The sequence below is a fragment of the Deferribacter abyssi genome (genome assembly GCF_049472655.1).
Taxonomy (GTDB): Bacteria; Chrysiogenota; Deferribacteres; order Deferribacterales; family Deferribacteraceae; genus Deferribacter; species Deferribacter abyssi.
The window spans coordinates 1-25,430 of the sequence record NZ_JAQNCS010000007.1; the positions used below are offsets into that span (position 1 = coordinate 1).

The 25,430-nt window shown below is 31.3% G+C and carries 22 protein-coding genes; 8 read left to right on the plus strand and 14 right to left on the minus strand.

Annotation, left to right across the window (positions count from 1 at the left end; translation table 11 throughout):
• Positions 1–213: 213 nt before the first annotated feature.
• The 9 genes from OWK30_RS05145 to hflK all read right to left on the minus strand — a co-directional run bounded on the left by OWK30_RS05145 (position 214) and on the right by hflK (position 11,379).
• A complete protein-coding gene (locus tag OWK30_RS05145) occupies positions 214–1,068 on the minus strand; it encodes a DUF4340 domain-containing protein (protein WP_423324237.1) in 855 nt (284 codons plus the stop codon).
• On the minus strand, positions 1,065–2,591 hold the full coding sequence (locus tag OWK30_RS05150) for a GldG family protein (protein ID WP_423324238.1): 1,527 nt from the start codon (positions 2,589–2,591) through the stop codon (positions 1,065–1,067). The genes OWK30_RS05145 and OWK30_RS05150 overlap by 4 nt, the downstream gene beginning before the upstream one ends.
• 11 nt (positions 2,592–2,602) lie before the next feature.
• Positions 2,603–3,307 (minus strand): ABC transporter permease subunit, encoded by a 705-nt coding sequence (locus OWK30_RS05155; RefSeq protein ID WP_423324240.1) that lies wholly within the window; start codon positions 3,305–3,307, stop codon positions 2,603–2,605.
• Between the two features lies 1 nt (position 3,308).
• On the minus strand, positions 3,309–4,196 hold the full coding sequence (locus OWK30_RS05160) for an ATP-binding cassette domain-containing protein (RefSeq protein ID WP_423324241.1): 888 nt from the start codon (positions 4,194–4,196) through the stop codon (positions 3,309–3,311).
• A 52-nt stretch (positions 4,197–4,248) separates the two neighbouring features.
• Positions 4,249–6,531 (minus strand): carbamoyltransferase HypF, encoded by a 2,283-nt coding sequence (gene hypF / locus OWK30_RS05165; protein WP_423324243.1) that lies wholly within the window; start codon positions 6,529–6,531, stop codon positions 4,249–4,251.
• The gene (locus OWK30_RS05170) at positions 6,528–7,979 is read right to left on the minus strand and encodes a TrkH family potassium uptake protein (protein WP_423324244.1); all 1,452 of its coding nucleotides are present in this window, start codon (positions 7,977–7,979) and stop codon (positions 6,528–6,530) included. Before OWK30_RS05170 ends, hypF begins: the two co-directional genes overlap by 4 nt.
• Before the next feature lies 1 nt (position 7,980).
• The gene (gene trkA / locus OWK30_RS05175) at positions 7,981–9,327 is read right to left on the minus strand and encodes a Trk system potassium transporter TrkA (protein WP_423324245.1); all 1,347 of its coding nucleotides are present in this window, start codon (positions 9,325–9,327) and stop codon (positions 7,981–7,983) included.
• Between the two features lie 217 nt (positions 9,328–9,544).
• The gene (gene hflC / locus OWK30_RS05180) at positions 9,545–10,399 is read right to left on the minus strand and encodes a protease modulator HflC (protein ID WP_423324247.1); all 855 of its coding nucleotides are present in this window, start codon (positions 10,397–10,399) and stop codon (positions 9,545–9,547) included.
• Positions 10,396–11,379: an FtsH protease activity modulator HflK gene (gene hflK / locus OWK30_RS05185; protein ID WP_423324248.1), complete on the minus strand. Its 984-nt coding sequence runs from the start codon at positions 11,377–11,379 to the stop codon at positions 10,396–10,398. Before hflK ends, hflC begins: the two co-directional genes overlap by 4 nt.
• 179 nt (positions 11,380–11,558) lie before the next feature.
• Between hflK and fusA the strand changes: the two genes are divergently transcribed.
• The 5 genes from fusA to OWK30_RS05210 all read left to right on the plus strand — a co-directional run bounded on the left by fusA (position 11,559) and on the right by OWK30_RS05210 (position 17,391).
• Positions 11,559–13,643, plus strand: coding sequence for an elongation factor G (gene fusA, locus OWK30_RS05190; protein ID WP_423324250.1), 2,085 nt, complete (start codon positions 11,559–11,561; stop codon positions 13,641–13,643).
• Between the two features lie 7 nt (positions 13,644–13,650).
• Positions 13,651–14,505, plus strand: a complete 855-nt coding sequence (locus OWK30_RS05195; protein ID WP_423324252.1) for a hypothetical protein — start codon at positions 13,651–13,653, stop codon at positions 14,503–14,505.
• A gap of 238 nt (positions 14,506–14,743) precedes the next feature.
• Positions 14,744–15,703, plus strand: coding sequence for an ABC transporter substrate-binding protein (locus OWK30_RS05200; protein WP_423324253.1), 960 nt, complete (start codon positions 14,744–14,746; stop codon positions 15,701–15,703).
• 3 nt (positions 15,704–15,706) lie between these two features.
• A complete protein-coding gene (locus OWK30_RS05205; protein WP_423324255.1) occupies positions 15,707–16,600 on the plus strand; it encodes an ABC transporter permease in 894 nt (297 codons plus the stop codon).
• Entirely contained in the window at positions 16,597–17,391 is a 795-nt protein-coding gene (locus OWK30_RS05210; RefSeq protein WP_423324257.1) for an ABC transporter ATP-binding protein, read from the plus strand. The genes OWK30_RS05205 and OWK30_RS05210 overlap by 4 nt, the downstream gene beginning before the upstream one ends.
• Before the next feature lie 112 nt (positions 17,392–17,503).
• On the opposite strand, the gene cysK is transcribed toward OWK30_RS05210, so the two are convergent.
• The 3 genes from cysK to OWK30_RS05225 are packed head-to-tail and all read right to left on the minus strand — an operon-like array spanning position 17,504 to position 20,187.
• Positions 17,504–18,451, minus strand: coding sequence for a cysteine synthase A (cysK, locus tag OWK30_RS05215; protein ID WP_423324259.1), 948 nt, complete (start codon positions 18,449–18,451; stop codon positions 17,504–17,506).
• A 13-nt stretch (positions 18,452–18,464) separates the two neighbouring features.
• Positions 18,465–19,751: an O-acetylhomoserine aminocarboxypropyltransferase/cysteine synthase family protein gene (locus OWK30_RS05220; protein WP_423324261.1), complete on the minus strand. Its 1,287-nt coding sequence runs from the start codon at positions 19,749–19,751 to the stop codon at positions 18,465–18,467.
• Between the two features lie 13 nt (positions 19,752–19,764).
• Positions 19,765–20,187, minus strand: coding sequence for an RrF2 family transcriptional regulator (locus OWK30_RS05225; RefSeq protein ID WP_423324263.1), 423 nt, complete (start codon positions 20,185–20,187; stop codon positions 19,765–19,767).
• Positions 20,188–20,310: 123 nt separating this feature from the next.
• On the opposite strand from OWK30_RS05225, the gene OWK30_RS05230 reads away from it, so the two are divergent.
• Positions 20,311–20,970: a Crp/Fnr family transcriptional regulator gene (locus OWK30_RS05230; protein WP_423324265.1), complete on the plus strand. Its 660-nt coding sequence runs from the start codon at positions 20,311–20,313 to the stop codon at positions 20,968–20,970.
• A gap of 99 nt (positions 20,971–21,069) precedes the next feature.
• Here OWK30_RS05230 and OWK30_RS05235 read toward each other — a convergent pair whose 3' ends face one another.
• The gene (locus OWK30_RS05235; RefSeq protein WP_423324267.1) at positions 21,070–22,344 is read right to left on the minus strand and encodes a sodium:solute symporter family protein; all 1,275 of its coding nucleotides are present in this window, start codon (positions 22,342–22,344) and stop codon (positions 21,070–21,072) included.
• Between the two features lie 2 nt (positions 22,345–22,346).
• Entirely contained in the window at positions 22,347–22,880 is a 534-nt protein-coding gene (locus OWK30_RS05240; RefSeq protein ID WP_423324269.1) for a macro domain-containing protein, read from the minus strand.
• A gap of 171 nt (positions 22,881–23,051) precedes the next feature.
• Here OWK30_RS05240 and OWK30_RS05245 point away from each other — a divergent pair, with 171 nt between their 5' ends.
• Together OWK30_RS05245 and OWK30_RS05250 are read left to right on the plus strand one after the other, a co-directional pair.
• Positions 23,052–23,837 carry a nitrilase-related carbon-nitrogen hydrolase gene (locus tag OWK30_RS05245; protein ID WP_423324271.1) on the plus strand — a complete coding sequence of 262 codons (786 nt, stop codon included), beginning with the start codon at positions 23,052–23,054 and terminating at the stop codon, positions 23,835–23,837.
• 23 nt (positions 23,838–23,860) lie between these two features.
• Entirely contained in the window at positions 23,861–25,429 is a 1,569-nt protein-coding gene (locus OWK30_RS05250; RefSeq protein WP_423324273.1) for an acetyl-CoA hydrolase/transferase C-terminal domain-containing protein, read from the plus strand.
• The last annotated feature ends 1 nt before the right edge of the window (position 25,430 follow it).

Consider the following 25,430-nt stretch of genomic DNA (forward strand, 5'->3'; position numbering starts at 1 on the left):
TAACCTTATAGTACAACAGACAATTATGCTAAATGACCACTAAATCTAAAAGCTGAAAAATTAGATTTATAATATTATATTGATTCAGTGATATCAAAAAAAGGTCATTATTTCTGCCAGAAAAAAAGTTTAAAAACTATTAAAATTTTTTAACTAATAACATGTAAGGACAACTACAAGTGTTGTCCTTACACAAAAATTTTATTTAAAAAGTTACTCAACAAGCTTTTTAATTTTGCTTATAATATCATCAAAATTAAAGCTGTATATTTCAAAAGTCTGACTCTTAAATGGTATATAAAAGTCACCTTCTTTATCTTTATAAATGTCAAAAGAAAATTCTTTATTTGTTGTTTTTATTCTTAGATAACCAATTTTCTTAGCACTATCTGGAAGTTTATTATCATCAGCGAATGTGTTTGCTTGCAACTTAGAAATTAACTTTTTTAATTCACCAACTTTTCCTTTCGCCACTCTCTTTCCATTTAAAACAAAAAAATCTCCATCTTTGTCAATTATTAATCTCTCACGATCAAGCTTTAATTCGTAAGAAAGCAATTCATCATTAAAAGAATAAATAGTCTTATCTTTTATCTGGTTTATCGTAAGTGGCAAATAATTTGTGAAAGATGCATCTACAAGGTATATTTTTTCCCCATCATCAAACTTTACATATTGCAACCTATAAGATTTATCTTTCTTCCCTAAAACTATTCTATATTTTTTCTTTTTACCAACAAGCTCTAAATATTCACCTTTCTCAAAACCATATTGGTTCTTTTCTCCCTTTTCTATTGTGGTAACCACTTCAGTTTTCTCAAGCTTTTCAACCAAATTGTTAATAAAATTTGAGTTAACAGGCCATTCTTCAGGTCTTTCTAAAAACCATTTTTGATTTTCCTTTTTAAGTACAATATCCAAATCATCACTCTTATAATGAATCTTTTCAATATTTATTTTTTTATCAATTAAATACTCTGTTTTAACTTCCTTCCTCTTATCAGTTGAAAAATAGAAAACAACCAAAATTAGTGCCAATAACGGTAATAATATATCTTTTTTTCTCACAGTCTAACCCTCCTTTTTCCAAAAATTTTCATTACAACAAAACCAATAACAATGATAAAAATTGGAGGGGCAAAAAGTATTAAATATTTTATCAACAAAGCATTCGACGGACTATTTATCATTATTGGATGAAATTTTACAACTTTACCTCTCAACTCAAGAAGTTCTGGATCAGAGAGTAAAAAATCCACTACATTTTGTATAAGTTTTAAATTATCCCCAGATACCACATAATCATCTTTAAACATTTCTCCATCACTAACGAGAATCAGCTTGCCTACCCCTTTATTTCTGAAATTATCTTTGTACTCATTCAACGGTTTTTCAAACTCACTAACAAACTTACCCTCTAGAATAAAAGCAAGAGGAATTTTTGAATATTGAAAATCATTCAAACTATACTGTCTATCAAGAGCAACATTGTATGGCTCTTTTTCGAGTCCTGTTTTATCTGATGAAAACATTATTGGAGTAACTTTCATTTGATTTTTCTTATCTATTTTTATCTCAGTAGGAAATATCATATTTACAGTAGATACACCCTTTGTAACCAACAATTCTCTATTAAAATTAATAATTTCAGGGAAAAAAGGATACTTAACAGCAGTTGTAACAATAAAACCTCCAGCATTACGAGAAACATTTATTAATGTAGCGTTTGCATCAAAAACCAAATTATTGGTCAACTTAATTCCATTTTTATTAAAGAACTTCTCAAATCCAGTTTCCTTTTTAAAAGCATAACCGGATTGAACTGATCCATCCACTTTATCTACAGCTAAAATTACACTTTTACCTGAAAAAAGAAATTCCTCTATCGGATACACCTCCTCAGGTTTTAACTCTTCAATAGGAGAAACGAGTATTGCCACATCATACTTTTTATCAATCAATTTACCTTTCTCTATTTTAACACTTTCTACTTTATAGTTTTTACTTAAAGCTTTAAAAACTGTTCTCATATTCGAATACGGATTTGCACTCTTACCAGCATCAATAATTGCAACATACTTTTCATTTTCACTACTCATTCTTTTAATCAATGAGGTAAGTTCATATTCAGGTACCCTAACATTTGCAATTACAGGTATCGTTTCAGTCTTATCTTCATAAATAAGAACTGCTCCCATATAAATTTTCTTTATCTGAAGACTATCACTTTCAATGGCATTTACCTGAACAGGTGGTATACCATAAAGGTTTGCAGCCTTTTCTACTATTTGTGGAACATCTTGTATAATATCAATTTTCACTTTATCAGATGCTACCGATTTATATTCATTTAATACATCCAGAAAAAACCTCACAGATGTATTATAAGGGGAAGGAATATCATCACTTACAATAACTTTCACATTTAGAGGATTTTTTAATCTAAATAAAGTTTTCTTAGTGGCTTCAGAAACAGTATAAATCTTATTCTCTGTCAAATCTATCTTGTAATAATATCTCACAGCAATCAAATTTAAAAAAATTACAATAATAACCACAGAAACAAGATTAATCCATCTTCTAATACTCATTTTTCACCTCTCTAATCGAGCCTTGACTCTATAACATCATTTGCAATATGAAGAAAAAAAGCTATCCCACTCAAATAATATATGACATCTTGCAATGTAATAACACCCATTGTAAACTTTTTAAAATGTGTCGCTGAAGATAAATATAATGCAATATTTTGATAAAAAGGTGGTAAAAAGATTGCAATTCTTTGAAGTAGATAAAAACAAAAAATTAAAGAAAACGATACTATAAACGCTACTATTTGATTATAAGTTATTGCAGAAGCAAAAATACCAATGGATACATAAAAAGATGATAACAGAATAATACCAATATATGTTGCTATCATCTGTCCTATATCAGGATTACCAATTAGTATCAAAATTACAGGATAAAAAAGTGTCATTCCAATAAAAAATAACACTGTTATTAAAGATGAAGAAAATTTACCAAATATAAACTGTGAATCTTTAACCGGATTTGTAAGAATAAGCTCAATGGTGCCCTGCTTTTTCTCTTCTGCAATACTTCTCATTGTAATTGCAGGTATAAAAAACATTAATAGAAAAGGTACAACACCTACAAAATCTCTTAACTCAGCTTGCCCAATTAGAAAAAGAGTACTTGAAAAAAACCATCCTGTAATAATTAAAAAGAAAAAACCGAGAACATAGGCAGTTGGATGAAAAAAAATTTGTTTCAAATCTTTTACAGTTATGGCTCTTATTGCCATTTTACTCCTCCACCATTGTAAGCTTTCTAAAAGTTGTTTCCAGATCATCATATTCAACTTTAAGTTCTAAAATAAGAATTCCATTATCAAAACAATATCTTGAAAGTTCTTTTCTAATATCATCATCTGTTTTTATTTCAAACCTATTAGAACTTACTGCATTTACAACTCCAAACCTTTCAAAAAACTTCTCATTCAAATCCTTGTCAACTTCTAAAACAACCTTTCTATTCTTTCCTTGCAAGTTTTCAATTTTATCATCAGCTACTATTTCACCTTTATTGATAATTATTACTCTTTCACAGGTTTGCTCCACTTCTTGCATAATATGTGTGGATAAAATTACAGTTTTTTCTCTACCAAGTTCTTTTATCAAATTTCTAATTTCAACAATTTGGTTTGGATCAAGTCCAGTGGTAGGCTCATCAAGAATTAAAATATCTGGATCTCCTAATATCGCCTGAGCAAGCCCTACCCTCTGTTTATACCCTTTTGACAAAGTATCAATCTTTCTACCTAAAACATCTCCAAGCTTTGTAAGACTTATAACTTTCTTAATTTCTTCTTTACTATTCTCAACCCTCTTTAAACTTGCAAAAAATTTCAAATAATCGTAAACTGACAAATCATTATAAATTGGATTATTTTCAGGCAAATATCCTATTTTTCTTTTTATACCCATACATCCTATTGAAACTTTTTCACCACCTACTCTTACTTCACCAGAGGTAGGGCTTAAAAATCCAGTAATTATCTGCATTGTAGTAGTTTTACCAGCGCCATTTGGTCCAAGAAAACCTACTATTTCACCTTTTTCAACAGTGAAATTTACACCTTTTAAAGCTTTTACTTCACCATAACACTTTTCAAGCTTTACAACTTCTATCATATTTCATCCCTCCATTTCCCAGAGAAAAAAGATAATTTCACAAAAAAAAAGTTCACCAAAATTTCTCGAAAGTATCAGGTAAATCTAAATTTGTTTTTAAATTATAATAATAAACTTGTCCAAGCGAAATACCACCATCATTTGGAGGAACTTTCCTATGAACATATACATTAAAACCTTTATTTTTTAATAAATACATAACCTTAGAAAGCAATAATAAGTTCTGAAAAACACCACCTGTAAGAACCACTTTATTAACCCCAAAACTCTCTCTAATTTTTTCACATCCTTCTTTTACTAATTCTGCTATACTATTGTGAAACTTCATAGCAATTACTTCTTTTTCAAGACCAATCAATAAATCCTTGCAAATTCCAGATATTATACCACCAAAATCTATTTCTTTACCTTTATTAAAACAAAACTGATAACTATTTGTCTCATCTAACCTTTTTTCAGCAAGCGACTCAAGTAAGATAGCAGTATGCCCTTCAAATTCATTTTCAATACGTCCTGTTAAAATAGATCCTACACCTTCAAATAATCGCCCCATACTCGAAGTTTCAATTGTGTTAATTCCATTTTCTATAGCTTTGATAAAGAAATCCAATTCACTTTTTGTCATGCCCCATTTTTTTATGAGCAAATCGTTTGTTTCTTCCAATAAACCGTACTGAATTAAATATGAAAGCATCATTAAAAACGGTTTTTTAGAAGTAACATCCCCTATCTGCTTCGCATATTTCAAGTGAAAAACCCTTTCAATCTTACTATTTGTAAAAATAAAAAATTCAGAACCCCAAACTTTTTTATCGCATCCAAGCCCAAGTCCATCAAATGAGACCCCAATACAGCTATCCTCAATCCCATTTTCAGCCATACATGAAAAAAAATGTGCAACATGATGTTGTAATTTTAAAACTTCTAAATTAAGTTCTTCAGCGTAGATAGAGGAATAATAATTAGGATGAAGATCCCTTATTACCACTTTTACATCAGCATCAAAAAGATTTTGTAATTTACACACAACATCTTTAAAGAATTCACAACATTTAATATTATCAAGATCTCCAATATATTGGGATGGGAAAATATAATTTTTCTTACCTAAACTAATGCTGTTTTTCATGTATGCACCTAATCCAAGAACATCTTTGTCAAAGTTGTTTTTCAACATAATTGGATACGGTGCGAAACCTCGCCCTCTTCTTAAAACATATATATCGTTTTCAACAATAGCTACAACAGAATCATCTACCCTATTATATATAGGTCTATTATGATGTAAAAATCCACCATTCACAAAAATTAGTGTTTTTTCAGCATCTACTTCATCAATAACTATTGGCTCATCCTTTTGATTCCCACTGGTAGCCACAATAAAATCAGTCTTTGTAAAATGTAAAATCAATTGATGTAAGGGTGTATATGCTAACATAATACCTATTTTATCATTTATAGGATTAATATATTTTGATAATGGATGATCCTTCCAATTTATTAATATTATAGGAGCTTCTGGAGAATTCAAAAATCTATTATACACACATTCACAATTCAGATTGTATTTTTTTAATGTGTCCACATCTTTTATCATCACAGCAAACGGTTTTTCATTCCTTTTTTTACACTTTCTTAAATAAAGTACAGCATCATTATTTGTTGCATCACAAATCAGATGATACCCTCCCAATCCTTTTACAGCCAAAAGCTTCCCATCATCTATCCTCTTTGACGCTTCTTTCATAGCATCAACTCCCTTAAAGTTATCCATATAAACATCAGGACCACAAAACAAACAACAGTTTGGTTGAGCATGAAACCTTCTATTATCAGGCTGACAATATTCCTTTTTACAGTCATCACACATTTCAAAAACTTTCATAGTTGTATTTGCCCTGTCATAAGGAATTTTCTCAATTATGGAATATCTTGGACCACAGTTAGTACAGTTTATAAAAGGATAATAAAATCTCCTATCATTTGTATCAAACAGCTCTTTTTTACAATCATCACAAATTGCTGCATCTGGAGACACAAAAGTAATATCATTTATTTTTTCAGAATGCAAAATTTTAAAATCATGAAAATGCTTTTCTTCAATTTCTTCATAGGTTATATCCACAATATGGGATAAAAGAGGCGCTTCTCTTCTTATCTTATTTATAAAAAGCCACAGCAACTCATCCCTATCAACATTTGCCTCTATTTCTACGCCTTTAGAGGAATTTTTCACACAACCTGAAATCCCAAGCTCATTTGCAAGCCGGTATATAAAAGGTCTAAATCCAACCCCCTGAACAATACCTTGAATATTTATATAATATGTTTTCATTTTTTCCAAAAATGTGGGGTAAAAATAACAAGAACAGTATAAATCTCAAGCCTTCCTATCATCATAGCAAAACTTAAAACCCATTTTGAAAAATCAGAAAAAAATGAATAATTTTCAGTGGGACCAATTTTCCCAAACCCTGGACCAATATTCCCCACTGTAGCAAGAGCAGATGACAAAGAAGTAAGAATGTCTATATCTTCTAAAGATATAATAAGAGCTACTGTAAGCACAATGGCAATATAAAGAAAGAAAAAACCTGAAATTGCATACACAATATCTTTTTTTACCACGTTACCGCTAAGTCTTAATGTAAAAATCCCTTTTGGTCGAATAAGATATTTCATTTCAATTATTGCCTGTTTCAATAAAGTATAAATTCTAATTATTTTAATTCCACCTCCAGTAGATCCTGAACACCCACCCAGAAACATCAATAAGAAAAGAACTGTGCGAGACATAGCTGGCCATTTTTCATAATCATAAGTTGCATATCCAGTTGTAGTTAAGATAGTAGCCGCTTGAAAAGAGCCATATCTTAACCCACTCCAAATATCACTAAAATGATTTTTTGTTAAATCGTATGTTAATAGAATAGTTGCTGTAATAAAAATAAACAAATAAACTTTCAATTCACTATCTCTAAATACATTTTTAAAATTTCCAGTGATTAATTTATAATGAAGAGTAAAGTTGATTCCAGCAAGGACCATAAATATCGTTATAACATAATCTATGTAAGCTGAGTTAAAATATGCAACACTTGTATTTTTGGTAGAAAACCCCCCTGTAGCCATTGTTCCAAAAGTATGAGTAAGTGCATCAAAGAAATCCATTCCACCCAAAAGAAGTAAAATTGTCTCTAATACAGAAAAACCAACATAGATAAACCACAACAACTTTGCCGTCTCACCAATTCTAGGTGTTATTTTATCTACAGTAGGTCCAGGTGCCTCTGCTTTAATAAGTTGTAAACCACCGATACCCAAAAGAGGAAGAACAGCCACAGTTAATACTACAATACCCATACCACCGAGCCAGTGTGTCAAAGATCTCCAAAAAAGCATTGATTTTGGTAATCCTTCGATATCTGTAAGAATAGATGCTCCTGTAGTGGTAAAACCAGACATGGTTTCAAAAAAAGCATCAGTAAAGGAAGGGATTGCACCAGAAATATAAAAAGGTATCGCTCCTGTTATAGACACAAGAAACCAACTCACTGAAACCAAAAGAAAACCATCTCTAGTTGATAGAGACTTTTTTATATCTGTTTTTGTAATAAAAAAAACAATTAAAGATATAAGAATAGTTATTATTATAGTTATATTAAAAGCATAGAAACAATCATACTCTTTAAAATACAACGCCCACATTGCAGGAAATAACATAAAAAGAGAAATAACTATTAATAAGATAGAAATAATATTTATAACTGTTTTTAAATGCATATCAGCTAGATATTAGCTCTTCTATTTTATCTACAACATTCTTTAATGCAAAAATAATTACATTATCGCCAGCCAAAATTTTAGAATTACCATCAGGTATAAAATTTCTATCTCCTCTATTTACAGCCACAATAAGTGCTCCTTTTGGCAATTCAATATCTTTTAATAACTTGTTTGATAACAAACTTTCATTTCTTACAGTAACCTCCATAGCCTCAGCTTTTCCATCAAAAATTGAATAAATTGACTTAACTCTGCCTTTTCTAATAAATTTTAATATTGCATTTACTGAACTAATTTTTGTACTTATAGTTGCATCAATTCCCATACCAGATGCAAGTGAAAGATAATTAGATTTATTGACAATAGCAATAGACCTTTTTACTCCAATTTTCTTGGCATATATTGATGTTAAAATATTTAGTTCTTCACTACCTGTAGCTGAGATAAGCAAATCATAATTACCAATATTTTCTTCTTCATAAACATTCTTATCAGTAATATCAGCATTTATAACAATTAAATTCTCATATTTTTCACTCAGTTCCTTACATCTATCATAATCCCTATCTAAGATCATTATATTTTTACCTAATTCCAATAAATCCTTTGCAACAAGCTCTCCTATTCTTCCTCCTCCAACAATAACTATATCTTTAATCCGCTTTCTTTTAATCCCAAGTTTTTTAAAAAACAACTCGAGATTTCTGTCATCGCCAACAATATACAAATTATCACCTTTTTTAATTTTTGTTTCACCATAAGGAATCAAAATATCTTCCTCACGTAAGATACCAGCCACAATAAAATTAAATTTATATTTCTTTCTCAATTCTATCAAAGACATTCCAATCAAATCAGAATCATCATCAACATAAACATCCCTAAGTTGTATTGTTGTCCCTTCAAATGTAAAAACATCGCTAACAGCTCCATGAACAATGCTATTAACAATGTTTTTACTGGCTTCAATCTCAGGATTTACTAAAAAATCAATACCACTACCAGATCTGCTAAAGAAATTTTTGACGGAATAATCCAAATTTCTTACCCGAGCTATTTTAAGTGGCACATTAAATTCATTTGCTACAATAAAACACGAAATAATATTTACTTCATCTGAATCAGTTGCAGAAATAAAAATATCGCAATTTTCTATCCCTGCATCTTGTAAAACATCGATACTGTTTCCAGCACCTCTAATTATAATGCAATCTAAACGAGTTGAAGTATATTTCACCTTCTCAGCATTTTTATCAATCAACACTACATTCTTTTTTTCTGATATCAAATGGCTGGCAAGATTGTATCCAACATCACCAGCACCAACAATTATAACATTTTTCATGCTGACAACTATAATAAAATGAAATAAAAAATCAAACTTTTTTACACCATTGTGATTAGTCACCGTTAAATTTATGCAACAATGAGTAATATAGTTACTGTAAAAATTCAATTAATTATTACACAAAATTAGAAGAGATATCTATTGTATGCTTTATTGAATATAGAGAGGAGGGGGATGATCCCCCTCATATAATGTTATAGTTAACACATTCTTATTATGGACCTTTTTTCAAAAGTTTGAAAAAATAACTATCTGTGGATATAAACAGCTTAGTTTTATTATCAAAAGTTTGTTCATAGACTTCAAGCTTCTTTAAAAAATCATAAAAATCTGGATCTAAGTTATAAGCTTCAGCATAAATTTTTATAACTTTTGCATCAGTATCACCTTTAATCCTCTGAACTTTCCTGTAAGCCTCAGCCAAAATAATAGTTCTTTCTTTTTCAGTTTTTGCTCTTATTTTCTGAGCCTCTTCACGACCTTCTGACCTATATTGCTTAGCAATTCTGGCTCGCTCAGCTTTCATTCTAGCATAAACAGCCTTTTCATTTTCAGGTGGCAAATCAGCTCTTTTAATTCGTATATCAATAATCTCAATCCCAAAATCCTTAGCTTTAATTCTTGATGCTTTTGTTACATTCCTCATAATTTCATTTCTATTATCTGATACCACATCAATAAGATTATGTTTACCAAGCTCAATTCTCATTTCTGAATAAATAATATCATCAATTCTTGCTAATGCGCTTCGCACATCTCTAAATGATAAATAAAATTTAAGAGGCTCCACTATTTTCCATCTGCAATAATTATCTACAACAAGTGTTTTTTTATCTTTTGTCAGAATCTCAGAAGGTGGAGCATCATACTCTAACAGTTTCTTACTAAAGAAAATAATCTGCTGAACAAAAGGTATTCTAAAATAAAGTCCTGGCTCTTTCACTGTTTTCTTTGGTTTCCCAAGTTCAGTCACTATAGCATATTCTGTAATATCCACCACGAAAAAAAAGCTTTTATACCCAACAAGTAGCATTATTAATGCGATTAACAGAAAAATAGCCTTTTTCATTTATTGCCCCCCTCTTTAAACTTCTCAAAACCAATAAATGGTGAGAAATTCTTAATTTGTGAATCAAATATATATTTATCTCCTTTAGAGAAAATCTTATTAATTGTATCTAAATATAATCTTTTTCTAGTAATTTCGGGTGCTAATTTGTAACTTTTTAATGTTTCAAGAAACCTGTATGCATCCCCTTTTGCCATTTCAATTCTTTCTTTTTGATAAGCTTCAGCTCTTAAAATCATTGAAGCAGCCTTAGCCCTTGCTTTAGGTATAATTTCATTAGCATAAGCCTCAGCCTCATTTATATATCTATTTTTATCTTCTCTAGCACTTGCAACATCTTTAAAATATTTAATTACTTGACTCGGAGGTTCAACATCCTGTAATTGAACTGCAACAATCTTTACCCCTACCCCATAATCATCTAAAAGCCTCTGTAAAATTTTTTGAGTTTCAATTTGAATCCTATTTTTCCCAACAGTTAGAATTTCATCAATTTTTTCCTTACCTGCTACTTCCCTAATTGTTGATTCTGCAGCATCTTTAATAGTTTTTGGAACATCAATAACATTATAAAGATACTTTGCTATATCATAAATTTTATATTGAACAATAAAATCAATATTTACAATATTTTCATCTCCGGTCAACATTAAGGACTCTTCTTTGACCGTTTTATACGTACCGCTTTTTATTGTCCTAAACCCAATCTCAATTCTATGAACCTTTGTAACTTCTGCTTTATCTACTGTCTCTATTGGATAAGGAAAATGATAATGTGGACCTGGACCAACAATTTTAACTATTTGACCAAATCTTTTAACTACTGCTTGCTCGTTTGGTTTAACTATGTAAATACCTGATAACAGCCAAAGCATTAAAATCACTGCTACAATAGCAATTAGAAATACCCCTTTAAATTTAAAGTTGGGTAATTTTAAGCTTAACTTTTCATCCCCCCAGGGATTATTGTTCTGTGTCATAAATCAATCCTCCATTTATTTAACAACGAATATACTTAGTATAACCACATTCCATTTTATTACAATTGTTAATTGAAACTTTTTTATTTATCTGTTAAACTTATATATGTTTGAGGTTTATTTCTTAAGTATTATTACATTGTTAGTCATAAAAACCTATAATCATCTGGAGGATGCCTATGAATGTTAGCAGTCCCAAAAACATAAGAAATGTAGCATTTATTTCTCATGGTGGTGCCGGCAAAACCAGTCTTATTGAAACAATTCTTTTCAATGCAAAAGCTACCAACAGAATCGGTAGCGTAGATAATGGCACTACCATCATGGATTTTGATCCCGTAGAAATAGAAAAGAAAATATCAATCAACACTAAAGTTGCAACTATTGAATGGAAAAAACATCTATTAAATATCTTAGATACACCTGGCTATGCTAACTTTCTTCACGAAACTAAAGTAGCACTTTCTGCTGTTGGTGGTGCTGTTGTAATCGCAAGTGCAATTACAGGTGTTAAAGCAGAAACAGAGAGAGTATGGAAATTCTCAGAAGAATTTGACTTAGCAAAAATCATTTTTGTAAATAAAATGGATAAAGAAAGAGCTGACTTTTATAGAGCTTTAGGTGATATTGAACAGTCTTTTGGGGTAATCCCTCTTCCAATATTTTTGCCAATTGGTAAAGAAAGCTCATTTAAAGGTATTGTCGACTTAGTTAAAATGAAAGCTTACATTTATCCAGATGAACCTACTGCTGATTTTAAAGAAGCTGAGATTCCAACTGAAATGATGGATGAAGTAGAAAATTACAGAATAAAACTCGTTGAAGCTGTTAGTGAAACTGATGATGAATTAATAGAAAAATACCTTGAAGGCGAAGAATTAACAGAAGAAGAAATCAAAAAAGGTCTAAGAGAAGGAACAATATCTAAAAGATTCATTCCTGTTTTATGCGGCTCAGCTGTAAAAAACATTGGCAGTAAATTTTTACTAGAAGCTATCATTGATTACCTTCCTTCACCATTAGAAAGAGAATATAAAATCGCTATTGACGAAAAAACAGGTGAAGAAGTACCTGTAAGACCAGAAGATGAAAACTTTATGGCTTTTGTATTTAAAACATTTATCGATCCATTCGCTGGAAAATTAACTATTTTTAGAGTTTACTCTGGAGAACTTACAAATGATTCTGAAGTATACAACCCAAACAAAGAAGAGTACGAAAAAGTTAACCAGCTTTATTTACTTCAGGGAAAAAATTTTATTAAAACCAACAAGCTAATTGCCGGTCAAATTGCAATGATTAATAAACTTAAATACACTACAACATTCGATACACTTTGTGGTAAAAAATGCTCGATTAAATTTAAAGCTGTAGAAGTACCTGAGCCTGTTATCTCTTTTTCTCTACAACCAAAATCGAAAGATGACGAAGATAAAGTAAGTACTGGTCTTCATAGGTTAATGGAAGAAGACATTGGTATAAGAGTTGGAAGAGATGAACAAACAAATGAATTATTATTGAGTGGTATGGGACAAATGCACATTGAAGTCGTTGTTGAAAAACTTAAAGAAAAATTTAAAGTAGATGTTGAATTAAAAACACCAAAAGTCCCATATAAAGAAACTATAAAGTTTAGTGCAAAAGGACAAGGAAAATATAAAAAACAAACTGGCGGTAGAGGGCAATACGGTGATGTATGGATAGAATTGCAGCCATTAGATAGAGGTGCAGGATTTGAATTTGAAGATAGAATAGTAGGTGGTGTAGTACCAAAACAATATATCCCTGCTGTAGAAAAAGGCATCCGTGAAGCAGCTCAAGAAGGAATCCTAGCAGGTTATCCAATGGTAGATTTTAAAGCAATTTTATATGATGGATCATACCATTCTGTTGATTCATCAGAACTGGCTTTTAAAATTGCAGCATCCATGGCATTCAAAAAAGTGGCATTAGAAGCTAAACCTGTTTTATTAGAACCAATTATGAATATAGATATTTTCGTACCAGAAGATACTGTCGGAACTGTTTTAGGTGATTTAAATGCAAGAAGAGGGCGAATAATCAATGTAGAACCACAAATAACAGGACAGCACATCAGAGCACAGGTTCCTATGGCAGAAATTCTAAAATATGCTCCAGACCTAAGAAGCATGACTGGTGGTAGAGGTATGTTCACTATGGAATTTAGCCATTACGAAGAAGTACCAACTCATATAGCTGAAAAAATCATAGTACAGGCTAAAGCAGACAAAGATAAAGATTAAGCTGTATATGACAAAAATAAATCTGCTCAAATATTTTGATAAATCTTTTTCCGAGATTTATCAAATTGAGCACGAAGAAATTGAAAAAACATCTTCAAAGGAAGTACCTAAAAGGGTCAGAAATTATCTTCTGACCCTTTCTTATTTATTAGTATTTATATTACTTTTATTTGCAGGATATTTCACTTATAAAGTTTTTTATAGCTCTAAAAAAACAGCTAAGAAAAACTCAACATCAATCAAAATGCAAGTTCAACCAAAACAAAACAAGAAAACTGCAAAACCACAAAAAGGAAAATATATAAAAATTGCTGAAATAAAAATTTTAGATAAAACAAATTATAGTATTACACCAAAAGAAGATATTAATCTTACAAGAAAAAAAACAACTAAACACATAACAAATAACTATAACTCCACTAAATCATCCAAAATTATACTTAAAAAAGAAAAACCTAAAAAAATAACTTATTATTACAAACTGACCTTTTATAAAGTAGATTCTGCTAATTTCAATAAACTTAAATCGTTAGCCAAAAAATACAACCTAAAGTTTAAACAGTTAAAAAAATACAAAGTTATAAAAAGTATTTGGAGGGTATATGTTGTTTCACCTGGTTCGACCCAATATATTGCAGGCAAGCCAGTAAAATATCTAAAATACTTTGAAAATAAATATGAAGCAATTCAATTTGCAAAAAATAACAAGTTAAAAAAAGCTGTTATTAAAAAGGATAAAATTATCTTTTATTTATTTGATTTAGGCATATTCCCGATAAAAGATAAGAAAACAATTGATAATCTCAAAAAAATAACAAAACTAAAAAACATTAAGATCACTAAAATACCATTTACCAAGTAAAATTTACTTAAACTTAGCAATAAACAATTAAAACAATTATATAACCACAGAATATGTACTACTACACATTATTCATAGCTCATCGATAAATAAAAGATTATTTTAACCCATCTGTCCTTATTATAATATTAATTTTTTATAGCAGAATATACTTTCAATATTTTTTAACCTTACCCCTTGAATTTTTTTTAAATATCACTTATTGTTAACGCCAGTAAAACTGCTACGGAGGATGATAATGAAAAAGTATTTAAGTATTATATTGTTAGGTATGTTATTAGTCTTACCAAATTTTGTTTATGCAAAAATGATTAAAGTAGGTATTACTCAGATTGTTGAGCATCCTGCACTTGATGCATGTAGAAAAGGAATAATTGATAAACTAAAAGAACTTGGATATATTGAAGGGAAAAATATAGAATACGATATTCAAATTGCCCAGGGTAATATTGCGACAGCTAACCAAATTGCAAAAAAATTTGTTGGAGATAAAAAAGATATCATCATCGCAATTGCAACTCCCACTGCTCTCGCTGTAGCAAATGCGACAAAAAAAATTCCGATTATAATTTCAGCTATAACTGATCCTGTTGGTGCAAAACTTGTAAAATCATTAGAAAGACCTGGTACCAACGTAACCGGAACTACAGACATGAGTCCAGTAAAAGAACAATTAAACCTTTTTAACGAACTGAATATTAAAGTAAAAAATATTGGAGTAATCTACAACGCAGGAGAAGCAAACAGTAGGACACTTGTAAAACTTACAAAAAAATACTCTAAGAAATACGGCTGGAATGTGGTAGAAGCCACTGTCACAAACAGTAGTGGCGTTTTAATGGCAGCTAAATCCCTTGTTGGTAGAGTAGATGGTATATACATCCCCACTGACAACACAGTTGTATCCGCTCTTGAAGCTGTACTTCAAGTAGCTTACGATAATAAAATTCCTGTCATAACAGGTGACACTGACTCTGTAGAAAGAGGAGCATTAGCTTCTTTAGGGATAAATTATTATAAACTTGGTCTTCAAACTGGCGAAATCGTATATAAAATTATACATGGCGCAAACCCTGCAACAACACCTGTAGAAACTTTGAAAGACTTAGAACTTTTCATTAATTTAAAAGCAGCAAAGAAAATGGGTGTTAATGTACCTAAAAAAATGATAGAAAAAGCTACAAAGGTTATAAAATAAAAAATGAGTTTTTATGCATTTTTAGGTGCTGTTGAACAAGGAGTTGTTTTTGCAATAATGGCATTGGGGGTATATCTTACTTTCAGAGTCCTTGATTTTCCTGACCTCTCAGTAGATGGAACTTTCCCCTTGGGAGCTGCTGTTTCAGCCACTTTGATTGTGAAAGGCGTAAACCCTTATATTTCCGTAATTGTAGCTACCTTTGCAGGAGCAGTTGCAGGTTCAATTACAGCTTTATTAAACACAAAATTAAAAATTTTACACCTTTTAGCTGGTATTTTAACAATGATTGCTTTATACTCCATAAACTTGAGAATTATGGGTCAGCCAACAATAGCTCTTCTGGGATATGATACCATTTTTACTCCTTTTGAAAACATTTTGGGATTAGAAAAATATATTTTAACACCCATCATTTTCTCAGTTATTCTTACTATAATTACAGTAGTACTTATATGGTTTTTACACACCGATATGGGACTTGCAATGAGAGCCACCGGAGATAATCCCAAAATGGTAAAAGCACAAGGAGCTAATACTGACAGAATGATTCTTTTTGGTGTTGCAACCTCCAATGCCCTAGTAGCTTTATCTGGTGCTCTTGTAGCACAAAGTCAAGGTTCTGCAGATGTAAATATGGGAATTGGTACTATAGTTGCGGGACTTGCTTCCGTTATATTAGGTGAAGCGTTAATTGAAGGACGTACTGTCTTTAGAGCAGTTTTTGCTGTCATTTTAGGATCACTTCTTTACAGATTTGCTATAGCAATTGCCTTGAGTTTTAGAATCGGGTCTTTTCAAATGAGTCCTTCCGACCTTAATCTTATTACTGCAGTTTTAGTAACAATAGCACTGGTCTTTCCTGGAATAAGAAAAAAGATAGGTATCAAAATATGATTGAATTAAAAAATGTTACAAAAATTTTCCATAAAGGAACAGTTAACGAAAACGTTGCAATTAAAAATATTTCTTTAAAAATAAATAAAGGTGATTTTGTTACAGTTATTGGAAGCAATGGTGCTGGCAAATCTACACTTTTAAATATTATTGCAGGCTACCTTTTCCCAGACAGAGGTTCTATTATAGTTGAAGGGGAAGATGTTACTAAGATAAGCGATTATAAAAGAGCTTATTATATAGGTAAAGTCTTTCAAGATCCTTTAAGTGGGACAGCGGCTTCTCTCACAATCGAAGAAAATTTGGCTATTGCCAAAAAAAGAGGACAAAAACGTTGGTTTTCAAAAGGGGTAAAGAATAAAGATAGAGATTTTTTTAAAGAAAAATTAAAAATTTTGGGACTAGGTCTTGAAAACAGGCTGAAAGATCGTGTGGGTTTACTTTCTGGTGGACAAAGACAATCTCTTACCCTACTTATGGCTACCCTTGTAAAACCAAAAATACTTTTGCTAGATGAACACACAGCTGCATTAGATCCAAAAACAGCTACTAAAATCATTGAACTAACCGAATTTTTTATAAAAGAATACAATTTAACTGCAATGATGGTTACTCATAACATGAGGCAAGCTTTGAAACTTGGAAATAGGACTATAATGATGGATAAAGGTGAAATAATACTAGATATTTCAGGTGAAGAACGTAAAAAACTAGATGTAAAAGACCTTATTGATATGTTTAGTAAAGTTAGAGGTGAAGAAATCTCTGATGATAAAATGTTATTAATATAACTTATTAATCAGTCCTCCCTCCCACTCTTAATTTATTATATAACTAATCCCCTTATACAACAAAAAAAGTAAGGAGTTGCCACTTTTTTAGTGGCAACTAATTCAATATATTTTAGATGCTAAATAAATCTGTGCTCAAATATCTTTCGCCTGTATCAGCCACTATAAAGACTATATTCTTCCCTTTATTTTCTTTTAAACTTGCCAATTTGAAAGCTGCCGCGAAATTTGCTCCAGAAGAAATACCTGCCATTATCCCTTCATCCTTAAACAATTTTCTTGCAAACTCAATTGCCTCTTCATCTTCTATTGAAACTACCTCATCCACCACACTCAAATCTAAGTTTTTTGGAACAAATCCAGCACCAATACCCTGAATTTTATGAGGAGCAGGTGTAAAATCACGTTTTTCTAAAAAACTTTTAATAGCTGGACTTTTGGCAGGCTCTACAGCCACACTTTTTACTGGTTTAAAAGAAACTCTTTTTAAAAATCTTGAAACTCCAGAAATTGTTCCTCCAGTCCCAACACCTGCTATAAAAATGTCTACATTTCCACTTAGAGCATAAAATATTTCAGGTCCAGTAGTTGCCTCGTGAATTTTAGGATTTGCTGGATTTTCAAATTGCGATGGAGTAAAATATTTATCAGGTTCATTTTTTACAAACTCATCTACTTTTTCAATAGCTCCTTTCATACCTTTTTCTGCTGGAGTTAAAATAAGCTCAGCTCCATACATTTTCATTATAGCCCTTCTTTCCACGCTCATGGATTCTGGCATTGCAAGCTTTACGTTAAATCCAAGAGATGCTCCTACCATAGCAAGAGCAATCCCTGTATTTCCACTTGTTGGCTCAATAATTGCCATCCCCTCTTTCAATCTTCCTTTTTGAATAGCATCTATTATCATTGAATATCCGATTCTATCTTTCACAGAAAAAGCTGGATTTCTACTCTCTACCTTTGCGAACAATCTACCTTCTAAACTCTTATTCACCTCTTTTAATTCAACAAGAGGAGTATTACCCACAGTTAAAAAATATCTATCAAAATATTTCATAATTCCACTCCTTTCATATTTCTGATAATGCTCGATCTAAGTCCTCTATAATATCTTCCACATTTTCTATTCCCACAGATAATCTAATAAAGTCATCTGTTACACCTGTTGCTAATCTTTGTTCTGGAGTTAGCTGCTGATGCGTGGTACTAGCAGGATGTATCACAAGTGATCTTGCATCTCCAATATTTGCAAGGTGTGATATCATTTTTACTGAATTAATAAATTTAATTCCTGCTTCATACCCACCTTTAACACCAAAACCTATGATAGCACCATAATTACCTTTTAAGTATCTCTTTGCATTTGCATGATCTTCATGACTTTCTAGCCCCGGATAGTTTACCCAACTAACTTTAGGGTGTCTCTCAAGAAATCTTGCAACTTCAAGTGCATTTTCACAATGTTTTTTCATTCTTAAAGGCAAAGTTTCCAACCCTTCAATTATCATAAAAGCGTTAAATGGACTTATACAAGCACCCATATCTCTTAATAATTGTAATCGTATTTTAATAACAAACGAAATACCTTTAGCTACAGCTTGATCATGATTTCCAAAAACATCCCAATAAACCAACCCATGGTAAGACTCATCTGGGTTTGTAAACTCAGGAAATTTACCATTTGCCCAGTTAAAATCTCCTTTTTCTACAATAGCACCACCAATACTAGTACCATTGCCAGTCATAAACTTTGTAAGAGAGTAAACAACAATATCTGCACCATATTCAAAAGGATTAAAAATATAAGGAGCTACCGTATTATCTACAATTAGCGGCACACCTAATTCATGAGCATATTCTGCTATTTTCTCAAAATCGTTCACATTGTTTTTTGGATTCCCAATACTTTCAAGGTAAAATGCCTTTGTATTTTCATCAGCTGCTCTTTTAAAATTCTCAGGAGATGAAGAATCTACAAATTTCACTTCCCTACCTAACTTCTTCAGGGTATAATTAAAAAGATTAAATGTTCCACCGTACAAGTATGAACCAGATATAATATTATCACCCAATCCTGTGATATTCAATATTGAGTAACTTATGGCAGCCTGACCAGAAGATACTACAAGAGCAGCAGTACCATTATGTAATGCAGCAAGACGCTGTTCAAGAACATCCTGAGTAGGATTCATAAGCCTTGTGTAAATATTACCAAACTCCTTTAGCGCAAAAAGATTAGCAGCATGTTCAGTGTTTTTGAAAACATAAGATGTTGTCTGATAAATAGGAACGGCCCTTGCTCCAGTATTATCAGGCTCATAACCATGATGTAATAGCAAACTTTCAACTCTTTTCATATTTTCCTCCTTATTATATTATGAAGCTTAAACTTCCATAAAATCTTTCTGCCTTTTTCAAAATATCTTTTAACGTAACATTTTTTAATACCAAAATAATCTCCTCATTTAGCTCATCAAATATTCCCAACATATCACATCCATGTTTATCTATGAATTTTTTACAATCAAAAATATTCAACTCTCTTTCTGTTATATTTATGATATCATACAAAGAAATATCCTCAGGTCGCTTAATTAGAAAAAAGCCTCCGTTAGCACCTTTTTTAGAGTCTACCAGCCCATGAATTTTCAACTCTGAAAGAGTTAGTTCTAAAAATCTTCGGGGAATTCCATATTTTTTTGCAATAACCGATCCTTTCAAACATTCATTTTCCTGTTTTGCCAACTCCACTAAAGCAACAATGGCATATATAGTTTTTGACGTTACATTCATACAAAACCTCTCTGTTTTAGATAAAACATAACCGAAAAAAATATTTTGTCAACATAAAAATCATGATTTATATGATTTTTATTTTATCTTGCATTACCATAATTATTTCATTATTTATGTATTATGAACAAAAAAGATGCATTGCGCTTTTTTAAAAACATCTTTCTCTCCTCAACAGACGATGAGATAATAGAAAAACTCTCTCAAATTTCATCTATTAAAAATATCTCAAAAAAAGAAATACTCTTCATGGAGGATGAAAAAGGTTCAAATGTATTTTTTTTAGTTTCTGGAGCTATTAAACTTTATAAAACCAACAAAGAAGGTAAAACAATCATAATTCATTTTGTCAAACCTGGTGACATTTTCGCTGAAATTCTTTTATATTTAAAAAAAACATATCCTGTAACAGCTGAAGCACTAGAAGATTCCACGGTACTTGCTATAAATGCAGAAAAATTATTCAATCAACTAAAAGAAAACCCTGACTTTTCGATGAAACTGATTGGTGCTTTAGCAAAAAGAATAAAAGAACTTCTAAACAAAATTGAAAATTTTACGCTTGAAGATGTCAAAAAACGGTTTTTAAATTACATTTACACTTTAAGCAAACACAAAAAAACCGATACCATTATACTTCCTGCTCCAAAAGGTGACATAGCACTTATGCTGGGCATTAGAGCAGAAACTTTTTCAAGATTATTAAAGAAACTTCAAGATGAACAAATCATACTCATTGATGGTAAAAAAATTAAAATATTAAAAGAGCTACAAGAAGAATAGTTATAATAAAACTAAAAAATCAGTTATCAAAAACTTATTCAAACCAATTATTCAATTATGTTATTCGCTAACTATATAATTTATCTACTAACAAAAATATTACAAAATTTTAAAAATCACATAAATCACAGGGAGTACATAAACCATAATTTTAATAAATTTTATCCACCTATTCTCAACTTTTTTTCTAATAAAAAGAATATACACTAAAGGTAAAAAAACCGTAAACCCTCTAAACCCCATGGACAAAAAACTCCAATCCAATATTTTGGAACCAGCTCCAAACAATACAATCATAAAAGCACAACCAATAACAAAAAGTGTAGCCAACCTCATACCAACAAGAGAATCCATCTTCTTTACCAAATCATTAAACATATTCGTTGAAACACCAAGCGTTAAACCAGCAGCTGTACCTAAAACTATAATAAGCAGTGAAGCATTTAACACCGCTGCAATAAAATTCGGAAAATAAACTTCTACAAAATAAGGTAGAGCTTTAGCACTTAAACTACCCACCTCAGGGTGATAAACTCTAAGATACAATCCTATAGCAACACCAATAAGTCCTATAGGAGGAATTAAAATTGCACTAATAAAAGCACCTCTTCGTGCTTCTTTTACACTTCTTGCCGAAAAAATTGCTTGAAGGTATGTTTGTGTTGATATCACACCAATAATCATAGATAATAAATCCACCACACCTCTCTTATATCCATAATCTTGAAACCAAAACCAATGCCTTCCCGATGGCAACCCATCAAGAACTGATTTAAAAAAATTACTTTTAAACAAAACAATTAAAAACGAAAGAACCATCATCGAATACAGTATAATTATTTTAAACCTTCCAATAGCAGCAGAACTTACAATCCCACCACTCACTATCATTATTATTAATAATACAAAAGTAATAAACAAACTTAACCTAAATGAAAAACCAAAAACCGCCGAAACTATTGCCCCAGCAGCAAGAAATTGAGCAACTATATGTATAAACATACCAAAAGAACTCAAAAAACTTGTATATTTTCTTAAATCACTACCAAAATACCTTCCAATATATTCAGAAACAGTAACGACATCACTTTCTCTAAGAGGCTTTGAAAAAAACAACCCTAATAACAAACATGCAATCCCACTACCTAACGTAAACAAACATGCCGGAACTCCATAAACAAAAGCCATTTGTACAGTACCTACAGTGGAAGCTCCTCCCACAAGAGTTCCTATTATTAACGCCGAAACATCAATACTACCAAATGAGCGTCCACCAAGTGAAAAATCATTTTTTGATTTAACCTTTTTAGAATATTTAACTGAATAAAAGGAAATTATTATAAGTGTAACTACAAATAAAATTTTATAAAGCATCATTACCAACAAATTTCCTTACATTTTGCTTTAAACACATTTAAATCCCTATCTGAAAAAAGACATAGAACAATAAGTCTTATATTTTTAGCATCTTTTTCACAAAAATCTTTAATAGCTTTCAAAATGATTTCAGCTGCTTCATCTAGAGGATAACCGAATATTCCCGTTGATATTGCAGGCAACGCAATTGATGAAACTCCCTTTCCATCCCCCTTTTTCAAAGAATTATATACTGCATTATAAAGATTTTTCTCCGGTTCAATATCAATTCCATACCTAGGCCCCACCGTATGAACAACATATCTTGCATACAACTTACCGCCGCTAGTAACAACTGCATCACCAAGAGGGCAATAACCTATATTATCACACTCTACTTGTATTTCTTCTCCTCCTGCTTTTCTAATTGCTCCTGCAACTCCTCCACCCATCTTTAGTGCAGTGTTTGCTGCATTTACAATCGCATCAACCTTCTCTTTCGTAATATCACCCTGTTTTATTATCAATAAAACTTCATTCAATTTTCTTTCCATCCAAACACCCCCACTCATAAATTTAACAAATAATACAACACACTAACTTATAAATATTATTAACACAAACTATTAGTTTAATAAATAGAAAATTTTATGCACTTCTAATTGATTTTAATGCTTGACTTTTTAGAAATATTGTTCTAATTTTGTATACAATTAGGGATGCTTATGAAAATAGGTTTAATTCAAAATTATGTAAAACTTGGAGATATTGATCATAATAAAGCTTTATTTTTCAATGAAATATCATCTTTACTAAAAGAATCTCCAGACTTTATAATTTTACCTGAAATGTGGTTAACAGGTTTTGATTATGAAAATATTCTTAAATTTTCAGAATACACTTATAGCATCATAAATGAGTTACAAAACCTTCTTCATGATGATACAATGATTATTTCATCTTTACCCGAACCTGCTAATCCCAAAGTGTATAATACAATTTTTGTATTTAATAGTTCTAAAATAGTTACTAAATATAGAAAAAATTTCCTTTTCTCACCATTAAGAGAGGATAATTATTTTCAAAAAGGTGATAGTATAACTTTATTTGAAAATAAAGGAATAAAGGTAGGACTTCATACCTGCTATGAAATTAGATTCCCTGAGCTTTTTAGATTATCAACATACAAAGGAGCAGAGCTTTTTTTCATACCTGCGATATGGCCGGCAGATAAAAAAAATCACTGGCTCACTCTAATCAAGGCAAGAGCAATTGAAAACCAAGCATTTGTAATTGGGTGTAATGCAAGTAGAATCAATACAAAGAAAAAAGAAATTACCTGTGGATACTCCCTAATTGTAGATCCATGGGGTAATGAGATTTTTACTGCAGATGATAAGTCATTAAGTACAACTGTCGTAATAGATTTATCAAAAATAAAGAAAGTTAGAGATACTATCCCAAGCTTAAAAGATGCAATGAAAGCTTTTGAAATAAACAAAAAACCCTAGAAAAGGGTAAAAGGAGGAACGGTATGTCTGAACTAGAAAAACGTATACGCAAAAAAAGTCTTCTTTCAAGAGTTATGAAACCAGAGGATACTATTAAGTTTTTCAAAGAAGCAGGTGCAGGAGAACAAGTACTTGATCTTGGATGGTCAGGTTTCACTCCAGTTGGCTATCCTAAAGTGGTGCCAATTGCTCTCGCCGATTATGTAGAGCAAAATGGACTTCAAGGAAAATGGAAATTTAACCTTTTTATTGGCGCATCTGTTGGAATAGAAACTGAAGACAGATGGGCTCAATTAGACATGATTGACAGAAGATGGCCTTATCAAACTGGTAAAAATATTCAAAAAGCAATTAACACTGGAAAAATCCGTTTTGGATCAAAACACCTCTCAATGTTTGCTCAAGACTTGAAGTATGGCTTTTATACAAAAGACAAAGGTGGAAAACTTGACTTCGCGTTAATTGAGGCATCTGCAATAACAGAGGACGGTGGAATTGTACTTGCTGGATCTGTTGGTTCAGCACCAGAAATAATTGATATCGCAGATAAAATAATCGTAGAAATCAACACAGGTGTTCCTAGTTTTGAAGGGATGCATGATATCCTTTCCACAGATTTACCGCCATACAGAAAACCTTACCTTATAACAAAAGTTAACGATAGAATTGGTTACACTTATGTTCCATGTGATCATGACAAAATTGTAGCAATTGTCGAATCAAAAATGCCTGATAACGGTCGTGCACTTACACCACCGGATGAGCTTTCTAAAACAATTGCAGGCCACATAATGGAGTTTTTCAAACATGAAGTTAAAATGGGAAGACTTCCAAAAAATCTCCTTCCACTACAATCAGGTGTTGGTAATATTGCTAATGCTATTGTAGGTGGTTTTGTGGATGGTGATTTTGAAAATCTTATGGTATGGACTGAAGTTCTCCAAGATACAATGTTAGATCTTTTTGATACAGGAAAACTTAGTTTTGCATCTGCCACATCATTATCTTTATCAAATGATGGATTCAAAAGATTCTTCAATAAGTTTGAAGAATATAAATCCAAAATAGTATTAAGACCTCAGCAAATCTCAAACAACCCTGAGCTTATAAGAAGATTAGGTTGTATTGGTATGAATACACCTGTTGAGTTTGATATTTATGCCCATGCAAACTCAGAATGTGTTGCAGGTGTTAGAATGATTAATGGATTGGGTGGCTCCGGCGATTTTGAAAGGAACTCTTATTTATCAATTATGCACGCACCTTCATGTCGTGCTACCAAAACTGATGAGTTCGGAATCTCAACAGTAGTGCCAAAAGCATCACACATTGACCATACTGAGCATGATATTGATGTTTTGGTTACAGAACAAGGGCTCGCAGACCTAAGAGGACTTGCACCAAAAGATAGAGCACGTGAAATTATTAACAAATGTGCTCATCCTGCTTATAAAGATTACCTTCTCGATTATCTTGAAAGAGCAGAAAAACAAACAGGTTTTGTTCACGAACCACATTTATTAGACGAATGCTTTAAAATGCATATCAGCCTTCAGCAAAACGGAACTATGAGATTTTGGGAAGTTAAATAAA